The organism is Niveispirillum sp. CC-CTL257, from assembly GCF_059489915.1.
Genome location: NZ_JCAJXE010000001.1, coordinates 2,747,309 through 2,767,058 on the forward strand (window position 1 = coordinate 2,747,309; position 19,750 = coordinate 2,767,058).

The 19,750-nt window shown below is 63.8% G+C and carries 21 protein-coding genes; 11 read left to right on the top strand and 10 right to left on the bottom strand.

The features are described from left to right. The first annotated feature begins 102 nt into the window (after positions 1–102). Positions 103–1,164: a translation initiation factor eIF-2B alpha/beta/delta subunit family protein gene (locus tag ABC729_RS12890; RefSeq protein ID WP_495607961.1), complete on the top strand. Its 1,062-nt coding sequence runs from the start codon at positions 103–105 to the stop codon at positions 1,162–1,164. Positions 1,165–1,168: 4 nt separating this feature from the next. Here ABC729_RS12890 and ABC729_RS12895 read toward each other — a convergent pair whose 3' ends face one another. The 4 genes from ABC729_RS12895 to ABC729_RS12910 all read right to left on the bottom strand — a co-directional run bounded on the left by ABC729_RS12895 (position 1,169) and on the right by ABC729_RS12910 (position 4,516). After that, the gene (locus tag ABC729_RS12895) at positions 1,169–2,572 is read right to left on the bottom strand and encodes a DegQ family serine endoprotease (RefSeq protein ID WP_495607962.1); all 1,404 of its coding nucleotides are present in this window, start codon (positions 2,570–2,572) and stop codon (positions 1,169–1,171) included. A 30-nt stretch (positions 2,573–2,602) separates the two neighbouring features. Continuing rightward, on the bottom strand, positions 2,603–2,863 hold the full coding sequence (locus ABC729_RS12900; RefSeq protein WP_495607963.1) for a hypothetical protein: 261 nt from the start codon (positions 2,861–2,863) through the stop codon (positions 2,603–2,605). Positions 2,864–2,947: 84 nt separating this feature from the next. Then, entirely contained in the window at positions 2,948–3,952 is a 1,005-nt protein-coding gene (locus ABC729_RS12905; protein ID WP_495607964.1) for a 2-dehydropantoate 2-reductase, read from the bottom strand. A 6-nt stretch (positions 3,953–3,958) separates the two neighbouring features. Then, positions 3,959–4,516, bottom strand: a complete 558-nt coding sequence (locus tag ABC729_RS12910) for an Mpo1 family 2-hydroxy fatty acid dioxygenase (protein ID WP_495607965.1) — start codon at positions 4,514–4,516, stop codon at positions 3,959–3,961. 110 nt (positions 4,517–4,626) lie between these two features. Here ABC729_RS12910 and ABC729_RS12915 point away from each other — a divergent pair, with 110 nt between their 5' ends. After that, entirely contained in the window at positions 4,627–5,277 is a 651-nt protein-coding gene (locus tag ABC729_RS12915) for a TetR/AcrR family transcriptional regulator (RefSeq protein ID WP_495607966.1), read from the top strand. On the opposite strand, the gene ABC729_RS12920 is transcribed toward ABC729_RS12915, so the two are convergent. The 3 genes from ABC729_RS12920 to ABC729_RS12930 all read right to left on the bottom strand — a co-directional run bounded on the left by ABC729_RS12920 (position 5,270) and on the right by ABC729_RS12930 (position 10,324). Further along, the gene (locus ABC729_RS12920) at positions 5,270–6,862 is read right to left on the bottom strand and encodes a peptide ABC transporter substrate-binding protein (protein ID WP_495607967.1); all 1,593 of its coding nucleotides are present in this window, start codon (positions 6,860–6,862) and stop codon (positions 5,270–5,272) included. The two genes, ABC729_RS12915 and ABC729_RS12920, sit on opposite strands and share 8 nt — an antisense overlap. A 111-nt stretch (positions 6,863–6,973) precedes the next feature. Beyond that, positions 6,974–8,587 carry a peptide ABC transporter substrate-binding protein gene (locus tag ABC729_RS12925; protein WP_495607968.1) on the bottom strand — a complete coding sequence of 538 codons (1,614 nt, stop codon included), beginning with the start codon at positions 8,585–8,587 and terminating at the stop codon, positions 6,974–6,976. Positions 8,588–8,713: 126 nt separating this feature from the next. Further along, entirely contained in the window at positions 8,714–10,324 is a 1,611-nt protein-coding gene (locus tag ABC729_RS12930) for a peptide ABC transporter substrate-binding protein (RefSeq protein ID WP_495607969.1), read from the bottom strand. A gap of 436 nt (positions 10,325–10,760) precedes the next feature. Between ABC729_RS12930 and ABC729_RS12935 the strand changes: the two genes are divergently transcribed. After that, complete coding sequence (locus ABC729_RS12935) at positions 10,761–11,264, top strand: helix-turn-helix domain-containing protein (RefSeq protein ID WP_495607970.1); 504 nt, start codon at positions 10,761–10,763, stop codon at positions 11,262–11,264. A 6-nt stretch (positions 11,265–11,270) separates the two neighbouring features. On the opposite strand, the gene ABC729_RS12940 is transcribed toward ABC729_RS12935, so the two are convergent. After that, positions 11,271–11,639 carry a VOC family protein gene (locus ABC729_RS12940; RefSeq protein ID WP_495607971.1) on the bottom strand — a complete coding sequence of 123 codons (369 nt, stop codon included), beginning with the start codon at positions 11,637–11,639 and terminating at the stop codon, positions 11,271–11,273. A 232-nt stretch (positions 11,640–11,871) separates the two neighbouring features. On the opposite strand from ABC729_RS12940, the gene leuD reads away from it, so the two are divergent. The 4 genes from leuD (at position 11,872) to ABC729_RS12960 (ending at position 14,815) form a co-directional block, all read left to right on the top strand. Continuing rightward, positions 11,872–12,483, top strand: a complete 612-nt coding sequence (gene leuD / locus ABC729_RS12945; protein ID WP_495607972.1) for a 3-isopropylmalate dehydratase small subunit — start codon at positions 11,872–11,874, stop codon at positions 12,481–12,483. 126 nt (positions 12,484–12,609) lie between these two features. Then, positions 12,610–13,725 (top strand): 3-isopropylmalate dehydrogenase, encoded by a 1,116-nt coding sequence (gene leuB / locus ABC729_RS12950; protein WP_495607973.1) that lies wholly within the window; start codon positions 12,610–12,612, stop codon positions 13,723–13,725. A 10-nt stretch (positions 13,726–13,735) separates the two neighbouring features. Continuing rightward, the gene (locus tag ABC729_RS12955; protein ID WP_495607974.1) at positions 13,736–14,233 is read left to right on the top strand and encodes a GNAT family N-acetyltransferase; all 498 of its coding nucleotides are present in this window, start codon (positions 13,736–13,738) and stop codon (positions 14,231–14,233) included. A 327-nt stretch (positions 14,234–14,560) separates the two neighbouring features. Beyond that, positions 14,561–14,815, top strand: a complete 255-nt coding sequence (locus ABC729_RS12960; protein WP_495607975.1) for a hypothetical protein — start codon at positions 14,561–14,563, stop codon at positions 14,813–14,815. A gap of 10 nt (positions 14,816–14,825) precedes the next feature. On the opposite strand, the gene ABC729_RS12965 is transcribed toward ABC729_RS12960, so the two are convergent. Continuing rightward, positions 14,826–15,695: a helix-turn-helix transcriptional regulator gene (locus ABC729_RS12965; protein ID WP_495607976.1), complete on the bottom strand. Its 870-nt coding sequence runs from the start codon at positions 15,693–15,695 to the stop codon at positions 14,826–14,828. Positions 15,696–15,805: 110 nt separating this feature from the next. Between ABC729_RS12965 and ABC729_RS12970 the strand changes: the two genes are divergently transcribed. Continuing rightward, entirely contained in the window at positions 15,806–16,249 is a 444-nt protein-coding gene (locus ABC729_RS12970; protein ID WP_495607977.1) for a nuclear transport factor 2 family protein, read from the top strand. A gap of 4 nt (positions 16,250–16,253) precedes the next feature. On the opposite strand, the gene ABC729_RS12975 is transcribed toward ABC729_RS12970, so the two are convergent. Beyond that, positions 16,254–16,709: a GNAT family N-acetyltransferase gene (locus ABC729_RS12975; protein WP_495607978.1), complete on the bottom strand. Its 456-nt coding sequence runs from the start codon at positions 16,707–16,709 to the stop codon at positions 16,254–16,256. 200 nt (positions 16,710–16,909) lie between these two features. Between ABC729_RS12975 and ABC729_RS12980 the strand changes: the two genes are divergently transcribed. The 3 genes from ABC729_RS12980 to ABC729_RS12990 all read left to right on the top strand — a co-directional run bounded on the left by ABC729_RS12980 (position 16,910) and on the right by ABC729_RS12990 (position 19,731). Then, the gene (locus ABC729_RS12980) at positions 16,910–17,836 is read left to right on the top strand and encodes a DMT family transporter (RefSeq protein ID WP_495607979.1); all 927 of its coding nucleotides are present in this window, start codon (positions 16,910–16,912) and stop codon (positions 17,834–17,836) included. Positions 17,837–17,841: 5 nt separating this feature from the next. Then, on the top strand, positions 17,842–18,744 hold the full coding sequence (locus tag ABC729_RS12985; RefSeq protein WP_495607980.1) for a DMT family transporter: 903 nt from the start codon (positions 17,842–17,844) through the stop codon (positions 18,742–18,744). A 174-nt stretch (positions 18,745–18,918) separates the two neighbouring features. Further along, positions 18,919–19,731, top strand: a complete 813-nt coding sequence (locus ABC729_RS12990; protein ID WP_495607981.1) for a hypothetical protein — start codon at positions 18,919–18,921, stop codon at positions 19,729–19,731. Positions 19,732–19,750: the final 19 nt, after the last annotated feature.

The following is a 19,750-nucleotide window of genomic DNA, read 5'->3' on the forward strand; positions in this document are numbered from 1 at the left end:
GGGTGCAAAAATGCGACCTTGCGCATTCGCACAGGGTAAGTCGGCTTGACCCGCGCGGCGACGGCAGTCCATGGTGGGTGCGCAAACGGAAACAGGAACCCCATGCCCGCTGCCGCCTCTCCACGCCGCTACGTGCGACACCAGTCGATATGGCTGGCGGATGATGGCTGGGGCGTGGAGGTCATCGACCAGACCAGCCTTCCCGCCCAATGCCATATCCGCCGCCTCGCCTCCGTGGGGGACGTGCTGGGGGCCATTGTCGGCGGCGTGGTGCGGGGTCCGGGCCTGATCTCGGTCCTGGCCTCCTATGGTCTGGCGCTGGCCGCAAGGCGCGATCCCGATATCGTTCCCGTCATGACGGCCTGGCATGCCCTGGCCGCCACCGATCCCCGCTGTCCCCGCTTGCGCGGCGCGCTGGACCGGATGCGGGAGGTGCTGGACGTCACCCCACCCGCCGAACGTGCCCATCGCGCCTATCGGGAGGCTGACCTTATCGCGGGAGAGGAGCTGGCCACCAATCTTGCCATCGGTCGCCATGCCATGGGCCTGCTGCGCCGAGTCGGGGCTGGCGGCGGCGATGGCAAACCGCAGACCCTGCTGCTGGCGGCAGAGCCGGGCTGGCTGTCCTCCGTCGGCTGGGGTTCCGCGTCCGCCGGCCTGTTCCTGGCGCAGGAGCAGGTGGACCTCCGCCGGGCCACGGGTGGGGTTCTGGGCGAAGATATCGCCCCGCCCCAGGTCGTGACCCTGGGTCCGCTGGCCGCGTGGGAGATGGTGGAGGCCGGTATCCCCCACAGCCCGTGTGATCCCGACGGTGCCCTGGACCTTGTCCGGCGCGGGGTGGTGGAGCGGCTGTTCGTGGCCGCCATCCGGGCCAGCGCCCGTGGCGATGTCCTGGTTCCCGCCGGGACGGGGGAGCTGGCGCGGGCGGCCAAGGTGGCGGGTGCCCCCCTGCATGTCTGCCTGCCCGCCGCCGCCATCAACTGGCAGGCGCTGGGACCCGGCACGATTACAGCAGCGGGGGCCGATATTCTGCCCCTGTCGCTGATCACCGGCTTCGTCACCGACCGGGGGCCGGTGCCCCCCGATGCCGATGCCCTTATGGACCGGTTCCCCGATCACGAGCCGATGTCGTTCGGGGATCTGCCCGCCGCCAATGACGCCTGACGGCTTATCCGCCGACCGTCGTTGTCAGGGTCTGATCCCCGCGCCGGACGGCGATGGTCCAGCGGCGAACCTGTCCGGCCAGGGCCGCATCCAGATCGCCCACCCGCCGCACCTCGGCATTATTGACCGACAGGACCACATCGCCCGGCCGCAGGCCCAGCGATGCCGCCGGCGACCCGCGCCCCACCTCCAGGACGACGACCCCGCTGTCGGCCCCGTCAAAGCGCAGTTCCTCCACCAGGGCGGGGTTGAGGTTGGCCACCTTGGCCCCCGACAAGGGGGTACGGCCTGCCAGGATCGTCTCCTGCCGGGGCGGGTCCTCCGGCGGCCCGATCAGCCGCAGAGAGAGGGTCTGTTCCCGTCCATTGCGCAGGACGGTGATATTGGTGGTCCCGCCCACGCCCAGCGTCGCCACGCGGTAGCGCATACTGTCCGGGTCATTCACGGCCTTGCCATTGACGGCGGTGACCACGTCCCCGACCTTCAGCCCCGCCTGATCCGCCGGTCCGCCCTTGCGGACCTGATTGATCAGGACACCGGCGGGCCGCGTCAGCCCCAGGGAGGAGGCGATATCGCTGGTTACCGGCTGCCCGCCCGCCCCGATCCAGGGCCGGACCAGCTTGCCGCCATTGCGGACCGCGTCCACCACAGTGCGGACCATATTGGCCGGAATGGCGAAGCCGATGCCGATGGACCCGCCGGACCGGCTGTAGATGGCGGTATTGATCCCCACCAGCCGCCCATCCATGCCGATCAAGGCCCCGCCGGAATTGCCGGGATTGATGGCGGCATCGGTCTGGATGAAGAAATTATAGTCGGAGATGCCAACCGCCGTGCGGGCCACCGCCGACACGATGCCGCTGGTCACCGTCTGGCCCACCCCGAACGGGTTGCCGATGGCCAGGACCAGATCGCCCACTTCCAGATTATCGCTGTCATGCATGTCCAGCACGGGCAGCTTTTCCCTGCCGGGATCAATGCGCAGGACCGCCAGATCAACCTGTTCGTCCGTCGTCACCAGCTTGGCCGCGAATTCCCGCCGGTCGGACAGGACCACCGTGATCTCGTCACTGTCCTTGATGACATGGGCGTTGGTCACGATCAGACCGTCCGCCCCCAGGATGACACCCGACCCCAGGCTGCTTTCCACCCGTTCGCGCGGGATGCCCGACAGGGCGTCGCCGAAAAAGCGCTGGAAAAGCGGGTCCTGAAGAAGGGGGGAGATGCGCTGCTGGACCCGCCGCTTGGTATAGATATTCACAACCGCCGGCCCCGCCTGCTTCACCAGCGGCGCGAAGGACAGAGTGATGTCGGTCCGGCTGGCCGGCACGGCGCGGTCCTGCCCCAATACCGGCAGCGGGGCCGCCAGCAGCAGACCCGCCAGGCAGGTGATGACAAGCTTCTTCATGGATACCGACTCCAGACGACGGAAGCGGGGTCAGCAGCGGGCCTGACAGCTCTGCAATTCGGCCTTGCAGGTCGCCCCCATGCCGTAATCGGTGCGGCCGACCTGCGAGGTATTGCCGGGCCGGGCCGACTGCTGGTCCATGCAGATATTGTTGTCGCGATTGCACTGCGCAAGACAGGCCCGGCGCGGGTCCAACCCTTCACGCGACTCGCGCTGGGCCGGGGCGGCCATGCAGCCGGCAAGGCTGGAAATCGCCAGCAGGGCGGCGGCGATACGGCGTGCATTGTTCATGATGTACGACATCCATGGGGAAACCTGTCGCGCATCCTAGGCCGATCACCGGGAATGGCAACGGGGATGGTTGTCGCGGACGGGTTAACCCACCGCCTCGGGCTTCACTCCCGGCGACCCGCCGCCGACCGCCTCCGCCGCCTGGATCAGGTCACGGACGCGGGCATTGACGGGGGCAGACAGGCCGTGACGGGCCGCCAGCTCGATCACCGCCCCTTGCAGCCGGTCGATTTCCGTCGGGCGGCGGCGCTCCAGATCCTCCCACATGGAGGACCGGGCAAGGGGGTCAATCGACAGCATGCGCCGCGCCAATACCCGGAAAAGCGGGTCGGGCAGGCGCAATATATGGGGCAGCAGGCGCGGCGACACGGCCCCCAGTTTGGCCGGGCGGATGCCTTCGCGCTTCAACGCGGCCAGCCCTTCCAACTGCTGTGCCGCCAGCAGCCGACGCCAGGGCCGCGCCGCCAGCTGTTCCGCCAAAGGCAGGCCCGACAGGGCGTTCAGGGCGTTATTGAGATTGATCAGCAGCTTGCCCCACAGCACCCCGTCCATATCGGCGCTTTCACCCACCGGCAGGCCGGGCACGTCCAGTTCGCCCCGCAAACCCGCATGGCCGGCGGCCACCAGGATGGTGCCGCCCGTACCGCGATGGATGCGGCCATCGGGAAGCTGGACGATATTGAAGGGCACCATACCGGCCACCACGCGCGCAGGGCCCAGGTGTCGGGCCAGAATGCTGGCATTGCCGACCCCGTTCTGCAGGCTGACCACACGCGCATCCGGCGGGGCGCAGGCGGCGATCAGCTTGGCCATGGCCTCCGTATCGGCGCATTTGACGGTGACCAGGATCAGGCCGGCATCCGCCATGGCGGCCGCCGGATCGGTATCCAGCCGCAGGCCGGGCCCCGGCGTTGCGGTGCGGTCCAGCCCGTCCAGATCACTGACCCGCAGGCCGCGCCCGCGCAGCCTTTCCATCAGGGTCGGGCGACCCAGCATGGTGACCGGTCGCCCGGCGAGCGCCAGACAGCCGCCAGCATAGGCACCGACGCTGCCGGCCCCCGCGATCAGAATGCGCCGCCCCTGCCCCATGGCGGATCAGCCCTGATGCGCCGGCAGGCCCAGGGCACCGGGCCCGCCGATGCCATCGGCGACCAGCCGTTCCACCTGTGCCTCCACCTCCTTGCGCAGACCCAGGGCGAAATAGGCCTCAGCCACCAGGAACAGCGGGGCCACGAAGATTTGCAGCAGGTTGGCCGTCAGGGCCGGCTTATTGCCTTCGAACTTGTGACCCAGCAACTGTACCGCCCAGCCGCCGATGAAGGTAACGGCCCCGATAATGGCCGCTGTCTGACCCGGCAGGGTGGTGACATGGTCGGCCAGCATCAGGAACGGCACCGACAGCGCCGCCAGGGTGCCGCCGATCATCGGGTCCAGATAGACATAATAGGCCGCCAGAACCGCCATCAGGATCAGGGCCACACTGACCTGCGTCCCGCCCAGCGGCACCTGGATGTAGGAGAGGCCCAGCATCACCGCGAACACGATGGTCGGCACGCCGAAATAATGCGTCAGCCGGTTATGCGGGTGCCGGTGATAGGCCGAATAGAACGCCATGCTGCGCGCCAGCCGCCCGACATTATCGGTATTTGCCATCCTGCCCTCCCATCCGATTCTCATAAAACAGACCGATTGGTTTGTTTTTACATCGCCGTCGCTTTTGTGGCAATCATGAAAACGGAGAAAGTTGAAGCGGGTGAACGAACGTGACGGAGCAGGCAAAGCCCGAACGGCGCAGCCAGGCGACGCGGCGCGAAGAAATGCGGCAGCGGCTGGCAGCGGCCACGCTGGACGCGCTGGCCGATCATGGCAATGCCGGGGCCTCGCTGTCGGTGATCCTGGAAAGGGCCGCGGTGTCCCGTGGCGCCTGGGCCCATCATTTCGAGACGAAGGCAGAGATGCTGGCCCTGGCGGCAGAAGGTCTGTTGCTGGGTGCCGTGGCGTCGGCCCGCGCCCTGGGTCCGGCGGAAGCCCCCGACCCGTCCCTGCCGCTGGAAGAAAGGCTGTCATCGATGATCGAGGCTGCCTGGGCGCGGTTCTACACGGGCCGCCACCGTGACCTGCTGTTCGAAGTGGCGATGGCGGCCCGTACCGATGCCGAACTGCGCGCCCGTCTGGCCCCGATCTTTTCCGGTTTCCTGGCCGCCATCGGCAGCAATTGGGGCCTGTCACTGCGCCCCGACGCCGATGATGTGACGGAGATGGCCGACCTGATGGTGCTGACCATCTATATGCTGCGCGGCATGGCCATGCAGGAACTGGCCGCCGGTCCCGCCCCCGGGCATGAGGCGCTGCGGCGACTATGGGTGCGGATGCTGGCGGGATGGGTGGGAGGTGCCGGCGCCCCTCCTACCTGACCACCGCCAGATACCGCGACAGGTGCAGATTGCGGATATTGTCCTGCCAGCCGCTGACCCGGGCCGACACCATGTGGGTGGTGACGTAGGTGTAGATGGGGATCACGGGATGGTCAGCCAGCATCAGGGCTTCGGCCCGCTGAAGCAGCTGCCGTCGCGCCGTCGGCTCCACCTCCGATGACGCCGCGCGGACCAGCCGGTCATAGTCGGGATTGGAATAGCCGCTGTGGTTCTGCCCCTTCACATCCGACAGGAACAGGGACAGGAACGAATAGGCGTCGTTGTAATCGCCGATCCAGCCGGCGCGCACCAGATCCTGGAATTTGCCCTCGGCCCGGGATTGCAGAACGACCTTCCATTCCTGGTTGGTCATCTTGACCCGGATACCCAGCTTCTGCCGCCACATGCTATCCAGCGCGATGGCGATCTTGCGGTGGTTTTCGGAGGTATTGAACAGGATTTCCACCTCCAGTGACTTTCCCCCCGGGCCATAGCCGGCCTTGGCCAGCAGTTCCCGGGCCTTGGCGTCCCTTTCTGCCTGTGTCCACCGGGCCCATTCCGGCAGGGGAGCCACGTAATTCTCCGTCCCCGGTGGGGTGATCGTATAGGCGGGGATTTCGCCGGCCTGGGTGATCTTGTCCACGATCAACTGCCGGTCGATGGCCAGCGATAGTGCGGCGCGCAGGTCCGGGTTAGACTTCCACGGCTCGTTCCGCAGGTTGAAGCAGAACCAGTAGCTGGAGAAGAAGGGCGCCAGCCGCAGGTCGGCGGGCATGTTCTGCCGTACCCAGGCAATCTGCCCATCGGGCACGTCGTAGGTCACGTCCAGTTCCCCGGCGCGAAACCGCTTCAGCTCGGATTCCCGGTTCTCGGTGGGGTAGAAATAGACAGCATCCAGCGCCACCGTGGAGGCCGCATGGAAATGCGGGTTTCGCACCAGCTTGATATGGCCCTGCGGCACCGCCTCGGCCAGCATGAAGGCGCCGTTGGAGACAAGGTTGCCGGGCTTGATGAAATCATCCCCGAACCGCTTCACATTGGCCTGCGACACCGCATAGGTGGCGTGGTGCTGAAGCGAGGCCACGAAATAGGAGGTGGGTGCCTCCAAGGTGACGCGCAGGGTCAGGTCATCCACCGCCTCCACCCCCATGGCGCTGGCTGGCATCTCCCCTTTCGACACGGCCTCCGCGTTCTTCACGGGCCACAGGAAGAAGGCGTAGCGGGACCGGGTGGCGGGCGATACCAGACGCCGCCAGGAGAAGACGAAGTCGGACGCCGTCACCTTCGTCCCGTCCGACCATTTGCCATCAGGCCGCAGTTTGAATGTATAGGTCAGGCGATCATCGCTGATGGTCCAGGACTGGGCGGCACCGGGAGTGACGCGACCCTGCGCATCTGCGGTGACCAGCCCTTCAAACAGGTCCATCTCGATCCAGCTTTCGCCCTCGCCGGTCGATTTATGGGGGTCCAGGGTCTCCGGCTCCGACCCGTTGCCCCGGTGCAGCACCATCTCCGCCCCCGCGGGCCCCACCAGAAGGGTGGTCAGCAGCAGCAGGCAGGACACGCACATCGCCAGGAACCGCACCGGACATTCTCCATTCAACCAGGGATCAAAACCCAGGATAGACGGTGCCGGAGCGGGGGCAAGAAAAAACCCCGGTCGTGGAGGCGACCGGGGTTTCGGGAGCGGAGCACTTTATGGCTTCAGGTCCAGGAAGCGCGAGGGGTGCAAATCCTGCAAATTGTCAGTCCAGCCGATCAGCTTGGGGCTGACCATATGCTTGGAACTGTAGAAATGGATCGGGAAGACCGCCACTTCTTCAATCATCAGGCGTTCGGCCTGCTGCAACAGAGCGGCCCGCTTGGCCGTATCGGCAGTGGTGTTGGCCTCCGCCATCAGCAGGTCGAACTGCGGATCGGCGAAGGCGGATGGGTTTTGTTTGCCGATATCGCCGCGCACCAGTTCAAGGAAATTGTTTGCGTCGTTGTAATCGCCGATCCAGCCGTGACGGGTGATATCCTTGAACTTCTTCTCGTCACGGGTACTCAGGAACACCTTCCATTCCTGATTGTTCAAGGTCACCTTGGCGCCCAACTTCTGCTGCCACATGGCGGCGATGGCGATGGCCACCTTGCGGTGGTTCTCCTGGGTATTGTACAGGACCTCGATCTCCAGCGGCTTACCCCCCGGCCCATAACCCGCCTTGGTGATCAGTTCCTTGGCCTTGGCGTCACGCTGCTCCTGCGTCCACTTGGCGTATTCGGGGATTTGTTGGGTATAGTTGGTAGTGTTGGGCGGTACGAAGCTGTAGGCCGGGATTTCGCCGCGCTGGTTCACCTTTTCCACGATGATATCGCGGTCGATAGCCAGATTCAGGGCCATGCGCAGGTCCTTATTGGACTTCCACGGCTCCTTGGTCATGTTCGGCGCGTAGAAATAGGTACCGAAATAAGGCGCGAGGTGCAGCTCGCTTTTCAGGTTCTCCCGCAGCCACTGCATCTGCGCCACCGGCACTTCATACGCGATATGCAGTTCGCCGGCGCGGTAGCGCTTCAGTTCGGCTTCCTGATTTTCGGTTGGGTAGAAGAAGACGGTGTCGATCCTGGTGTTGGCCACATCATAATGGTGGGGGTTCTTCACCAACTTGATGTGGCTCTGCGGCATGGACTCCACCAGCATATAGGCACCGTTGGTGACCAGATTGCCGGGCTTTACGAAGTCCGCCCCAAACTTTTCCACATTGGCCTTGGACACGGCGTAGGTGGAGTGATGGTGGAGCATCGACAGAAAGTATGGGGTGGGTGCGGCCAGCGTCACCTCGAACGTGTAATCATCGACGGCGCGCACACCCATCGTTTCCGGCGCCTTGCGGCCCAGGGTGATGTCCTGCGCATTCTTTACCTGCCACAGGAAATAGGCGTAATCGGCCATGGTCTTTGGATCAACCAGACGGCGCCAGGAATAGACCCAGTCCTGCGCCGTCACCAGCGTTCCATCAGACCATTTGGCATTGCGGCGCAGATGAAAGGTGTAGACGCGGCCATCGGCGCTGACATCCCATTTCTCGGCAGCACCCGGAATGAAGTTACCCTTGCCATCGGGGATCAGCAGCCCGTCGAACAGATCATATTGCAGCCAGCTTTCAGGCACGCCACTGGATTTGGCGGGGTCCAGGGTTTCCGGCTCCGCGCCATTGCCCCGGTGCAGCACTTTTTCCGCCTGCGCCGGCAGCGCCGGCAGCCCCATGCCCGACACAATCAGGGCCGTGGCGGCCACCAGACCACGCATCTTCGTCCACAATGATGACATGCCCGATGATCTCCTGTTCCTTACATATAGGATTGCGAACCGCCTGATTGCTCCGGGCCTTGTTGTTGATGGTCCGGTTGGTGGCGCCCGCCATTGCTGGCGGGCGACCCTTAGTAAAACCGCTTGTTAACGGTTGACCTCGATATAGCGGGTGGGCTGCACGCCCATGGGGCTTTCGAACCAGCCCTTGACGCGCGGATGCACCAGATTGCGGTAGGAGGTGTGATAGATCGGGATCATCGGCGCATCGGCCAGCATCATCCCTTCCGCCTCCGCCACGAGGGCCAGGCGCTTGGCCAGATCGGTGGCCAGGTTGGCCTCTTTCAGCTTGGCGTCATAGGCGGCGTTGTTATAGCCGGACCGGTTCATCTTGCCGACATCGCCCAGGAACAGCTTCAGGAAAGTATAGGGGTCGGGGAAGTCGGCGATCCAGCCCAGCACGACAGAGTTAGCGTAGGATTTCTCGCCGGCATTCTGCAAAACCACCTTCCATTCCTGATTATTCAGGCTGACCTTGGCACCCAGCTTGGACTGCCACATGGAGGCGATGCCCACCGCGATCTTGCGGGTGCTTTCGTTGGTGTTGTGCAGGATCTCCACCGTGAACGGCTTGCCACCGGGACCATAGCCGGCTTCGGCCACCAGCTTCTTGGCCATGGCGTCGCGTTCGGCCTGGGACGCCTTGGCCATGTTGGCGTCGGGCAGATTGTAGCCGGGCACGCCGGGGGCCGTCAGCGTGTAGGCCGGGACCTCGCCGGATTTGGTGATCTTGTCCACAATGATCTGCCGGTCCACGGCCAACGACAGGGCCTGACGCAGCTTGGGATTAGAGGCCAGCGGCTCCTTCGTCATGTTGATGGCCAGATACTGGGTGCCCAGCACCGGGTAGAACTTCATTACCTCCGGCATGTTCTGCTTCAGCCAGTCGATCTGGGTAACCGGCGCCATCTGCACGATATCCAGTTCACCAGCGCGGAAGCGGCGCAGTTCGGTTTCCGGGCTGTCCGTATGGTGGAAAACGACCGTATCGACCTTCACGCTCTTGGCTTCACGGAAGAACGGGTTCTTCACCGCCTTGACGAAGGATTGCGGCATATAGTCGGTCAGCTTGTAAGCACCGTTGGAGACCAGATTGCCGGGTTTCACGAAGTCGGCCCCGAACTTCTCCACATTGGCCTTGGAGACCGGGTAGGTCATGCGGTGGACCAGCGAGGCCAGGAAATAGCCGGTGGGGCGTTCCAGCGTCACCTTCAGGGTGCGCGGATTGACAGCGACAGCACCCAGGCTGTCGGGTGCCATCTTGCCATTGCTGATCGCCTCCCCGTTCTTCACGGGCCACAGGAAATAAGCATAGTCGGACGCCGTCTTGGGATCGACCAGCCGGCGCCAGGAGAAGACAAAGTCGTCGGCCGTCACCGCCGTGCCGTCCGACCATTTGGCATCGGCGCGCAGCGTGAAGGTATAGGTCAGGCCATCGGGGCTGATATCCCACTTTTCAGCAACGCCAGGGACGGTCTTGCCATCAGGCCCGAAGGTCATCAGCCCTTCGAAAAGGTCGTAACCGATGCGGGCCGACTGCACATCGGTGCCCTTGTGCGGGTCCAGCGACGTCGGTTCCGCCTGGTTGCCGCGGTTGAGGACCATTTCGGCGACCGCCGGCATAGCACCGACCGCGAACAGCGAAAAAGTAGCGATAGCCGCAATGGCGGCTGGCGCGATGCGACGCGCAAAACCCATGGTGTGGCTCCAACTTTGTACCGATACATTGCCCCGCGTCTATGTGCGGTGTGTACAGTCGCATGTCCAGGGCTGTTACCGAGAAAATCCATGGAAACATGGCTTGTGCGGTACCAATACCTGATCAAAGTGGCTGTCCGGTCCCCGCACTGGCAAAGATATCGATATCACCCGCAGTCCGTCTGTTTTTCAGCAGCAGTGATGACGCGCACAGACCGGACATGGGTCGGGCAGTTAATCATATGGTCAGGAGCCGGTTCGGGGGTTACCCTTCTATCTGCCGGTTCCATCAATCCATTTCTGCCACGCCCAACCCATCCTGCTGTTCCGGTCGCGTGCGACGGTGCCGCCGGCTTGGCATCGGTCCGTGGCAATCCATGTTAATGGGTCGGCTCGGTGGCCTTGCCGCGTGCCGGCCCAGACAGGGGGAGATGCCATGCCCATTCCGCCGCCCGATTGTCTGCCCCCGCAATTCACCGCCTGCATCGCCGCAGAGACGGAAGCCGTTGAGGCGGTCCTTGCCCGCCGCGCCGGCCCGGGGGCGGAAGCCGGCAACGCCCTGTCCGCGATGCAGCTTCGTCGGGTGCTGCTGTTCGTGGAACAGAATCTGGATGACGACCTGTCACTGACCACTCTGGCCGCCGTCGCGGGGTTGAGCGCCAGCCATTTCGCGCGGAGGTTCAAGGCTGCCCTGGGTGAGGCGCCGCACCGCTATGTCCTGGCCCGCCGGGTGAACGGGGCCAAGCGGCTGTTGTTGGAAAGTGACTTGCCGCTGGCGGAAATCGCGGCCGAGACCGGCTTTTCCTCTCAGGCGCATCTGACGGGCATTTTCGGCCGCACTGTCGGCATGACGCCCGGTGCCTATCGCACACGGCGCAATGAGTGCTTGGCCTTCTTGCTGGCCGGCGGCGTCAAAGATCATGTGGGCAAGGCGGCGTAACGGCGGTCAGCCCGTAAACTCCGTCCCCGCCTCCACAAAGCAGAGCGGGTTGCCGAACGGGTCACGGCAATAGAAGCTGCGTTCGCCCCAGGGGCGGGTATCGATCCCGCCCTCCATCACCGCACCCGCCGTGATGGCGCGAGCGTGGAAATCCTCCAGATCATGGACGGCTAAATAGAGGGGCTGCGACAGGGGAGACACGGGCCCCTCATCGCCCTCGGCATCCGGGTCGTAGCAGGCCAGGACCATCTGTCCCAGATCGAAATAGTGCCGGCCCGCCGACACGCGCTGCCCAGCCTGGGCCAGCAGCGCGCCATAGAACCCGGCCGCATCATCGATGGCCGTCACGGGAAGGATGATACGGAACACACGCATGGCGCGACCCTCCGCTAAACCCGATTTTTGGTCTTCCCGTCAAGATAGGGTGTCCCGTGCCCTTCTGCCATCCCGACCATGGGTGAGGAGTTGGAGAAAAAGGGTGGTGGTTTAACTACTACGCAAGCATCTGTCGCAGGGCTGCCTTCCAACGATCATGTATTGCGCGATGCAGCGGGCACATGGCAGAAAAGGGGCCGTTTCGTCCCCATAAAGTCGTCGGGTAAGCCCCATGGAAAAGTTTGTTCAGCTCACCGGTGTCGCCGCCCCGCTGCGTCTGATGAATGTCGATACCGACATGATCATTCCCGCCGACTATCTAAAGACGATCAAGCGCACCGGTCTGGGCACCGGCCTGTTCGCCTCCATGCGCCTCAAGGACGGCCAGGAAGTCGCGGATTTCGTGCTGAACAAGCCAGCCTACCGTCAGGCAAAAATCCTGGTCGCCGGCGACAATTTCGGCTGCGGCTCTAGCCGTGAGCACGCGCCCTGGGCGCTGGCTGATTTCGGCATCCGCTGCATCATCGCGCCCAGCTTCGCCGACATCTTCTTCAATAACTGCTTCAAGAACGGCATCCTGCCGATCCGCATGCCGACCGAGGTGGTGGACCGTCTGATGGCCGCCGCCGACAATGGTGCCAATGCCACCTTCACCGTCGATCTGGAAGCCCAGACCATCACCCTGCCCGATGGGGAGAAGATCGGCTTCGATGTGGAGCCGTTCCGCCGTCAGTGCCTGCTGAATGGCTGGGACGATATCGGCCTGACCCTGCGTGAGGCCGGGTCCATCGACGCGTTCGAAGCCAAGGCCAAGGAAGGTCAGCCCTGGCTCTGGGCCTCCTGATCCGCCTGTTCTTTTACGTCGGCCCGAAGTCGCGCCGCCCCTTGGCGGCGTGACCGGGAAGGTCTATGAATTCAGCCGCGGCGAAGACCCGCCGCCAATGCCAAGCAAACATACAGAGGTAATCCTATGTCGACGAAGCGTTCGCTCCTTCTGCTGCCGGGCGACGGGATCGGTCCCGAGGTCATGCGTCAGGTCCGCCGCGTCATCGACTGGTATTCCCGCAAGCGCGGTATTGAATTCGCGGTCGAGGAAGGTCTGGTCGGCGGCTGTTCCTATGACGCGCATGGCACGCCCCTGACGGACGAGACCATGGCCCGCGCCCTGGCCGTGGACGCGGTCCTGCTGGCCGCCGTGGGTGGTCCGAAATGGGATGGTCTGGGCTTTGACAAGCGCCCGGAGGCGGGCCTGCTGCGCCTGCGCAAGGAGATGCAGCTGTTCGCCAACCTGCGCCCGGCCAAAGTGTTCGACGCGCTGGTCGATGCCAGCTCGCTGAAGCCCGAATATGTGCGCGGCCTGGACATCATGATCGTCCGTGAATTGACGGGTGGTGTCTATTTCGGGGAGCCGCGCGGCATCCACGACCTGCCGAATGGCGAGCGTCGCGGCATCAACACCCAGGTCTATGATACCCACGAAATTCACCGCGTCGCCCGCGTGGCCTTCGAACTGGCCCGCAAGCGTGGAAACCGCGTCTGCTCCTCGGAAAAGAGCAACGTGATGGAAGCGGGCCTGCTGTGGAAGCAGGAAGTGATCGCCCTGCACAAGGCGGAATACCAGGATGTGGAGCTGTCCCACATGCTGGCCGACGCCGCTGCGATGCAACTGGTGCGCAATCCCAAGCAGTTCGACGTGATCGTCACCGACAATCTGTTCGGCGACATCCTGTCGGACGAGGCCTCGATGCTGACCGGTTCCATCGGCATGCTGCCCAGCGCCTCTCTGGGTGCCACCGATGCCAATGGCAAGCGCAAGGCCCTGTATGAACCGGTGCATGGTTCGGCCCCGGACATTGCCGGTCGTGATCTGGCCAACCCGATTGCCATGTTCCTGTCTTTCGCCATGGCCCTGCGCTGGTCCTTCGACCTGCAGGCCGAAGCCGACATCCTGGAAAATGCCGTGGAGAACGTGCTGAACACGGGCTTGCGTACCGGCGACATCATGCAGCCGGGTATGGCCAAGGTCTCGACCTCCGTCATGGCGGACAGCATTCTGCGCGAAATGGACAAGGTCGCCGCTTCCTGATCGCGGTCCTGTGATCAGTCAGCCCAACAAACAGATCGGCGTCCGTCGGGCCACCCCGGCGGACGCCGATCTTGTTTGTGCCTTCGTCGCCGCCCTGTCGGCGGAAGAAGCCATGGACCCGCCCGCCCTGACCCCCGCCCTGTTTCGGCGTCAGGGGTTCGGGGAGGATGCGATGTTCCGCTGTCTGGTGGCGGAATGCGGGGACCGGATGGCCGGCATGGTCCTGCTGACCCCCGGTTATGACAGCCAGACGGCCACCGGTGGCCTGATGCTGGAAAATATCTATGTCGAACCCGGTTCGCGCCGCCTGGGCGTGGGTCGCGCCCTGATGGCGGCGGCGGGGCGCATGGCACAGGATCAGGGCCTGTCCTGGATCTGCTGGCATGCGCGACCCGCCAATGTCTGCGCCGGCCTGTTCTACCGCGCGCTGGGGGCGCGAACAGAGACTGTCACCCTGCTGGGCATTGATGTGCGTTTACTCGTGGGGTCCGGCAGCAGCCGGTTGTGATTGCCACCGCCATTACACGCCTTTATAATAAGCTTGGCTTTCGACACTTGGAGGTCGGCATGACAAAGCGGGCGTGGTTCGGACCTAAGCAGTACGGAATCGGCTATAGCCCCGTCAGTTGGGAAGGGTGGATCGCCACGGCAGTCTTCATCCTGATCCTTGTCGGCGGAATCAAGGCGATCCACGCCTTTGTCCCCGTCCCACCCGGCCCATGGCGTCCCGTCGTCGGGGTAAGCTGGGTGGCAATCGCGGGCGGCATCTTCTTCATGTTTGCGCGGTCCCGCACAGAGGGCGAGGTACGCTGGCGGTGGGGCGGGAACTAGGCCAATGGCCAACCGTTACTGGTTTCGCCAGAAGACGCATGGCTATGGCGTGGTGCCTGCCACCTGGGAAGGCTGGGCAATTGCCGGGGGTTACAGCGCCCTGATCCTGTTCCTGATCTGGGGGCTGCCCTTTATTGCCCCGGTCCGGGGTACCTTGCTGCATGTTGGTATCGTTATTACCGTCGTGATTCCGGCAACGGCATGGTTGATCTGGATAAGCTGGCGGCGGGCAGAGGGGGAATGGCGTTGGCGCCCGTAACTGCCCTCCCTCACCCGGCCCGCCGGAACTCCCCCGGCCAGACGCCATGAAACTCCTTGAACCGCCGCGCAAAAGCGGCCTCTGACTGATAGCCCAGACGGCTGGCCAGGACCGACAGCTTGTCATCCCCGGATTTCAGCCATTCCGCCGCCCGTTCCATGCGCAGTCGCATCAGATGCGCCATCGGTGCCTCCCCCACCAGCGCCTGGAAACGGCGGATCAGGGTGGCCTGGGAGAGGCCACTTGCATCGGCAAGACTGGCCAGGGTCCAGTCATCGGCCAGCCGGTCCTGCATCAGGACAAGGGCACGGCCCACTGATGTCGCGGTGCGGCTGGCCCCCAGGGCGTAGGTCTCGCTGGTTTCCAGGAACCGGCGGACAGCGATGATGAACAGGCTTTCCAGCAGCCGTTGCGCCACCAGCCGGCCTGCCAGATCGCCCTGGGCCAATGCCGCCTCCACCATGGCAAAGGTGCCGTCCTGCCAATCCATGCCCAGCGTGCGCGACGGGCACATGAACAGAAGCGGCGGCAGCCGGTCCAGCAGGGGGGCCACTGCCCGCCGGTCCAGCGTGGCCGTCCCGATCAGCAGGGCGGCGGCGGGGTGATCCTTGTCGGGCGCAAGGCGGAAGCCATGCCCATGGGGCAGGGCCGCGAAGCTGCCGCGCCGGATCAGCACGGGCTGCGCCCCCGGCTGGATCAGGGTGATGCGGGCCGCCCCCTCACGGGCGAACAGGAATAGTGGCCCCTCCCCCGTCCTTTCGCGCAGATGCGGGGTCAACGGCGTCACGCGCACGCCCGACAGGTCCATATTGTCGATCCGCAAGCCCATCAGCAGCGGTGCCAGCCCGTCCAGCGCGTCCGCCCCCGTCGGCATGCCCATCCCGATCAATCTCCTGCCCGCCCCGCTCACCGCCCAGTTTCCAGCTTGGCACAGGTTCGCGTCAATAACAGGAAGGGGACCGGATGACCGATCCCTTTGGAGTTAAACTCATGCGTCTGGCCGTTCTGCTGACCCTGTTGACCCTTTCCGCCGCCGCCCTGCCCGCCCGTGCGCAGGCCGATGCCGCCACCATCCAGGCCATCGAGGCCGTGGCCTATGATTATGTTGATGGGCAGTTGGAGGGGGACCCGGCTCGTGTGGCCCGCGCCCTGCACCCCGATCTGGCCAAGCGCGCCGTGCGCCCCACCCCCGACAAGGATGAGGTGTTGGCCCTGCGCCGCATGTCAAAGGATGAGTTGGTGGAACTGACGCGCCAGGGCGTGCTGAAGACACCGAAGGAGAAATGGGACCGCAGCGTGCGGGTGCTGGACGTCACCGGGAATGTCGCGGTGGCGCGGGTGGAGACGCCCTGGTTCGTGGACTATTTCCATATGGGCCGGTTCGGCGACCGCTGGGTCATCGTCAATGCCATGTGGCAGCCGAAGGGGCGCTGAAACCTCAGCCTTTCAGTTCATAGTCATAGCGCAGGAAGCCCTTGCAGGCGGCGACCTTGTCGTAAAGGGTGCGGGCGGTGGCGTTGTCCTGGTGGGTCAGCCAGTAAAGGCGTGCCGCCCCCGCCTGTTCCGACACCCGTGCCACCGCCTCAATCAGCAGGCGGCCCGCACCGCCGCCGCGCACGCCTTCATCCACATACAGGTCCTGAAGGTAACAGACCGGCGCATCGGCCCAGGCCGTGGCGTGGAACATGTAATGGGTCAGGCCGATGACCCGGCCGGACCCATCCCGCGCCACGAAACCCCGGATCAGCCCATCAGGCTTCAGCAGTTCAGCCCAGTTACGCTGAAACAATGCCTCCTCCCGGCTGGTGCCGTAAAACGCGAGATAGGCCGTCCACAGGCGGTGCCAGTCCGCGTAGTCACCGGGTTGCGGCAGAGTGATGGTAACAGCGGGCATCGCATGGCGCCTTTGCGGAAGATGGATACAGGGTTCCTGTTTGGCGCAAAATACGGTGGTTTCCAATGATCAACCGCTGATGCGGCGATGATCATGGAATGATGACAGGGGCGGCATGCGTGGCCGGGGGCTATCCGCCGGGCCAAACGCCCCTTACCCTTTGGCCCTGACTTCCCGTCCGTCGCCCGGATCCAGGCACCATGACCGCCGTCACTCCCCGTTCCGTGTCGCCACAGGTGGAAGAGAATTTTCCCCTGGGTATCGCGCTGGCCTTCATCGCCTTCGCGCTTTATAGCGGCATGGATGTGACCATCAAGCTGCTCACCAAATCCTATGCCGTGCCGCAGGTCATCGCCCTGAACAGCCTGTTTGCGCTGGGGCCGATCCTTATCTATGCCGCATGCTTCGGTGGGCTTTACAATAATCTGCGCACACGCCGGCCCGTTTATCACGTCATCCGCGCCACCTGCGGCCTGTTCAGCAGCTTCTTTGCTTTCTGGGCCTATTCGCGCATGCCCATCGCCGATGCCTATGCCTTGGCCTTCACCGCCCCCCTGTTCATCACCGCCCTGGCCGTCCCAATCCTGAAGGAACCCGTGGGCTGGCGCCGCTGGTCGGCCATCGGGGTCGGGTTCGTGGGCGTGCTGATCATGCTGCGGCCGGGTAGCGGGCTGATCAATTTGGGATCATTGGCGGTACTTGCAGGGGCACTGTTCTATTCGGTCGGCATGCTGGTGACGCGGCTGGCCCGCAATACGGAAACCAGCGTCTCCTTCGCCTTTTACGCCACGCTGGCCAGTGGAACCTTCTTCGGTGCCATGACGCCCTGGCTGGGCCGAATGCCGACGCTGCATGACCTGGGCCTGTCCGCCCTGGGCGGCACCCTGTCCGGGGTGGCCTTTGTCTGCCTGCTGACGGCGTTCCGCAAGGTGCCGGCGGCGGTGGCGGCACCGTTCCAGTACACGCAGATCATCTGGGGCGTGATGTTCGGCTATCTCGTCTTTGGCGATGTGCCAGACCGGACCCTGTTCATGGGGCTGGCCATCGTGGTGTCCAGCGGCCTTTACATTCTCTATCGCGAGACGGTGCTGGGCCGGCAGGTCACGTCACGCGCACCGGCGGAGTAAGGGCGATGGGCGGACGCACCCTGGCGGGTATCGGCTTCTTCATCCTGGCCACGCTGCTGTTCGGGATCATGGATGCGCTGATCAAGCAGGTGGGCCGGGATTATGGCACCTGGCAGATCATGTTCTTCCGCGCTGTCTTTTCGCTGCTTCCCATTGGCATCCTGATCGCGCGCACGGGCGGCCTGATGTCGTTGCGCACGAAAAGCGTGACGGCGCATGCGGCCCGGTCCCTGATGGGCGTGGCCGCTGCCTACGGTTTCTTCTACGCCTTTTCCGTGATGCCGCTGGCCGATGTCTATGCCATTGGATTCGCGGCCCCCTTGTTCATGACGGCCCTGTCGGTGCCCGTGCTGAAGGAAAAGGTGGGCTGGCGGCGTTGGCTGGCCGTCCTGGTCGGCTTTGGCGGGGTCATGGTCATGCTGCGACCGGGACAGGGGATGTTCAGCCTGATCGCCCTGATCCCGCTGGCCGGTGCCTTCTTCTATGCGCTGTCCATGCTGTTCGTGCGGGCGTTGAGCCGGACGGAGACGAACGGTGCCATCACCTTCTATTTCGTCACCACCATGGGGGTGGTCAGCGGGGTCTGCATGATCCCCGGCTGGCGCACCCCCGATGCCATTGGGCTGATGCTGCTGGCCCTGATCGGCATCATCGGCGGGGTGGCGCAAATCGTCTTCACCCAGGCCTTCCGGCTGGCGGCCCCGTCACTGCTGGCCCCGTTTGAGTATATCGCCATGATCTGGGCTGCCGGATTCGGCTATCTCTTCTTCGCAGAGATACCGGACACCGCTATCTGGACCGGCTGCGCCATCGTGGCCGCGTCAGGGCTGTACATCATCCATCGCGAAACCATCCTGCACCGGCAGGCAGCTATGGCCAGTTCGGCCGATGGGGAGACAATACGTTGATATTCCCGTCCGGATCATGGTTCTTTCAAGAAACGGGTGGATTTCATACTCTGATACATTGATCAGTTGCATTGCCGCAATCGGATTGTTCAAGTCGAGGAGTGAGACGCAGAAATGCTATTCACAACAACGCAGATTGCCAACGGCCATATACCAGTACACCGAAACGCGATCGTGACCATGGCAATCGGTGATGTGTATGTCGGCAGCTGGGTTAGAACCTGTCAGCCCGGCTGGATCAGGTACGCGATCCGGCACGGTTTCGACATCATCCTGATCAATGCGCCACTGGACGGGTCCGATCGAGCCCAGAACCGGTCACCTGCGTGGCAGAAGGCACTGATACTGGAACAGCCGTGGGCCCGAAGCTACGAACGCATCGTCTGGCTGGACAGCGACATTATCATCAACCCGACAGCGCCCAACATCCTGAACAGCGTGCCCGATCACCGCTTGTTCGGTGTGGCCGGAGGGGGCGGGGGGCGGGAAGCGGGAGCCCTGCATATCCTGACCGAATGTATCCATAATACGGTTTTCCCGCCGGAGAATTGGCCCGCGATTTGCCGGAGCATTGATGAAAACCTATTCCAAAAAACAATCGGGATCGACGTAGATAGCAATATTCGGATGTACAATACTGGTGTTATGGTGATGCACACCGAACATCATCGTACAATCCTACGGCGTTCCTATGATTACGATACGCAAAGCCGCCTCTACGAGCAGCCGGGCCTCTCTTACGAGATTTGCCGTAGCGGGCAGATCTGCGAGTTCTCGCCGCGCTTCAACTGGTATGTTCTTTATTTGCGACTGATGTACTTCCCAGAAACCTGGACACACGAACTTACCCCCGAGAAATACCAGGAGATGCTGCCCTGGCTGCGCAAGGAACTGGGCCTATCCTACTTTCTGCATTTTGCCAGCTGCATGAAGCTCATGCTGATGATCCAGGAGGGGGATATGGAATTGGGCGGCGAGATTCGTTAACCAAACGATTCAAAGATGT

Coding starts and splice junctions, on each gene's coding strand:
- ABC729_RS12890 (WP_495607961.1), top strand. CDS start 103: ATGCCCGCTGCCGCCTCTCCACGCCGCTACGTGCGACACCAGTCGATA.
- ABC729_RS12895 (WP_495607962.1), bottom strand. CDS start 2,572: ATGAAGAAGCTTGTCATCACCTGCCTGGCGGGTCTGCTGCTGGCGGCC.
- ABC729_RS12900 (WP_495607963.1), bottom strand. CDS start 2,863: ATGAACAATGCACGCCGTATCGCCGCCGCCCTGCTGGCGATTTCCAGC.
- ABC729_RS12905 (WP_495607964.1), bottom strand. CDS start 3,952: ATGGGGCAGGGGCGGCGCATTCTGATCGCGGGGGCCGGCAGCGTCGGT.
- ABC729_RS12910 (WP_495607965.1), bottom strand. CDS start 4,516: ATGGCAAATACCGATAATGTCGGGCGGCTGGCGCGCAGCATGGCGTTC.
- ABC729_RS12925 (WP_495607968.1), bottom strand. CDS start 8,587: ATGTCATCATTGTGGACGAAGATGCGTGGTCTGGTGGCCGCCACGGCC.
- ABC729_RS12930 (WP_495607969.1), bottom strand. CDS start 10,324: ATGGGTTTTGCGCGTCGCATCGCGCCAGCCGCCATTGCGGCTATCGCT.
- ABC729_RS12935 (WP_495607970.1), top strand. CDS start 10,761: ATGCCCATTCCGCCGCCCGATTGTCTGCCCCCGCAATTCACCGCCTGC.
- ABC729_RS12940 (WP_495607971.1), bottom strand. CDS start 11,639: ATGCGTGTGTTCCGTATCATCCTTCCCGTGACGGCCATCGATGATGCG.
- leuD (WP_495607972.1), top strand. CDS start 11,872: ATGGAAAAGTTTGTTCAGCTCACCGGTGTCGCCGCCCCGCTGCGTCTG.
- leuB (WP_495607973.1), top strand. CDS start 12,610: ATGTCGACGAAGCGTTCGCTCCTTCTGCTGCCGGGCGACGGGATCGGT.
- ABC729_RS12960 (WP_495607975.1), top strand. CDS start 14,561: ATGGCCAACCGTTACTGGTTTCGCCAGAAGACGCATGGCTATGGCGTG.
- ABC729_RS12965 (WP_495607976.1), bottom strand. CDS start 15,695: ATGGGCATGCCGACGGGGGCGGACGCGCTGGACGGGCTGGCACCGCTG.
- ABC729_RS12970 (WP_495607977.1), top strand. CDS start 15,806: ATGCGTCTGGCCGTTCTGCTGACCCTGTTGACCCTTTCCGCCGCCGCC.
- ABC729_RS12975 (WP_495607978.1), bottom strand. CDS start 16,709: ATGCCCGCTGTTACCATCACTCTGCCGCAACCCGGTGACTACGCGGAC.
- ABC729_RS12980 (WP_495607979.1), top strand. CDS start 16,910: ATGACCGCCGTCACTCCCCGTTCCGTGTCGCCACAGGTGGAAGAGAAT.
- ABC729_RS12985 (WP_495607980.1), top strand. CDS start 17,842: ATGGGCGGACGCACCCTGGCGGGTATCGGCTTCTTCATCCTGGCCACG.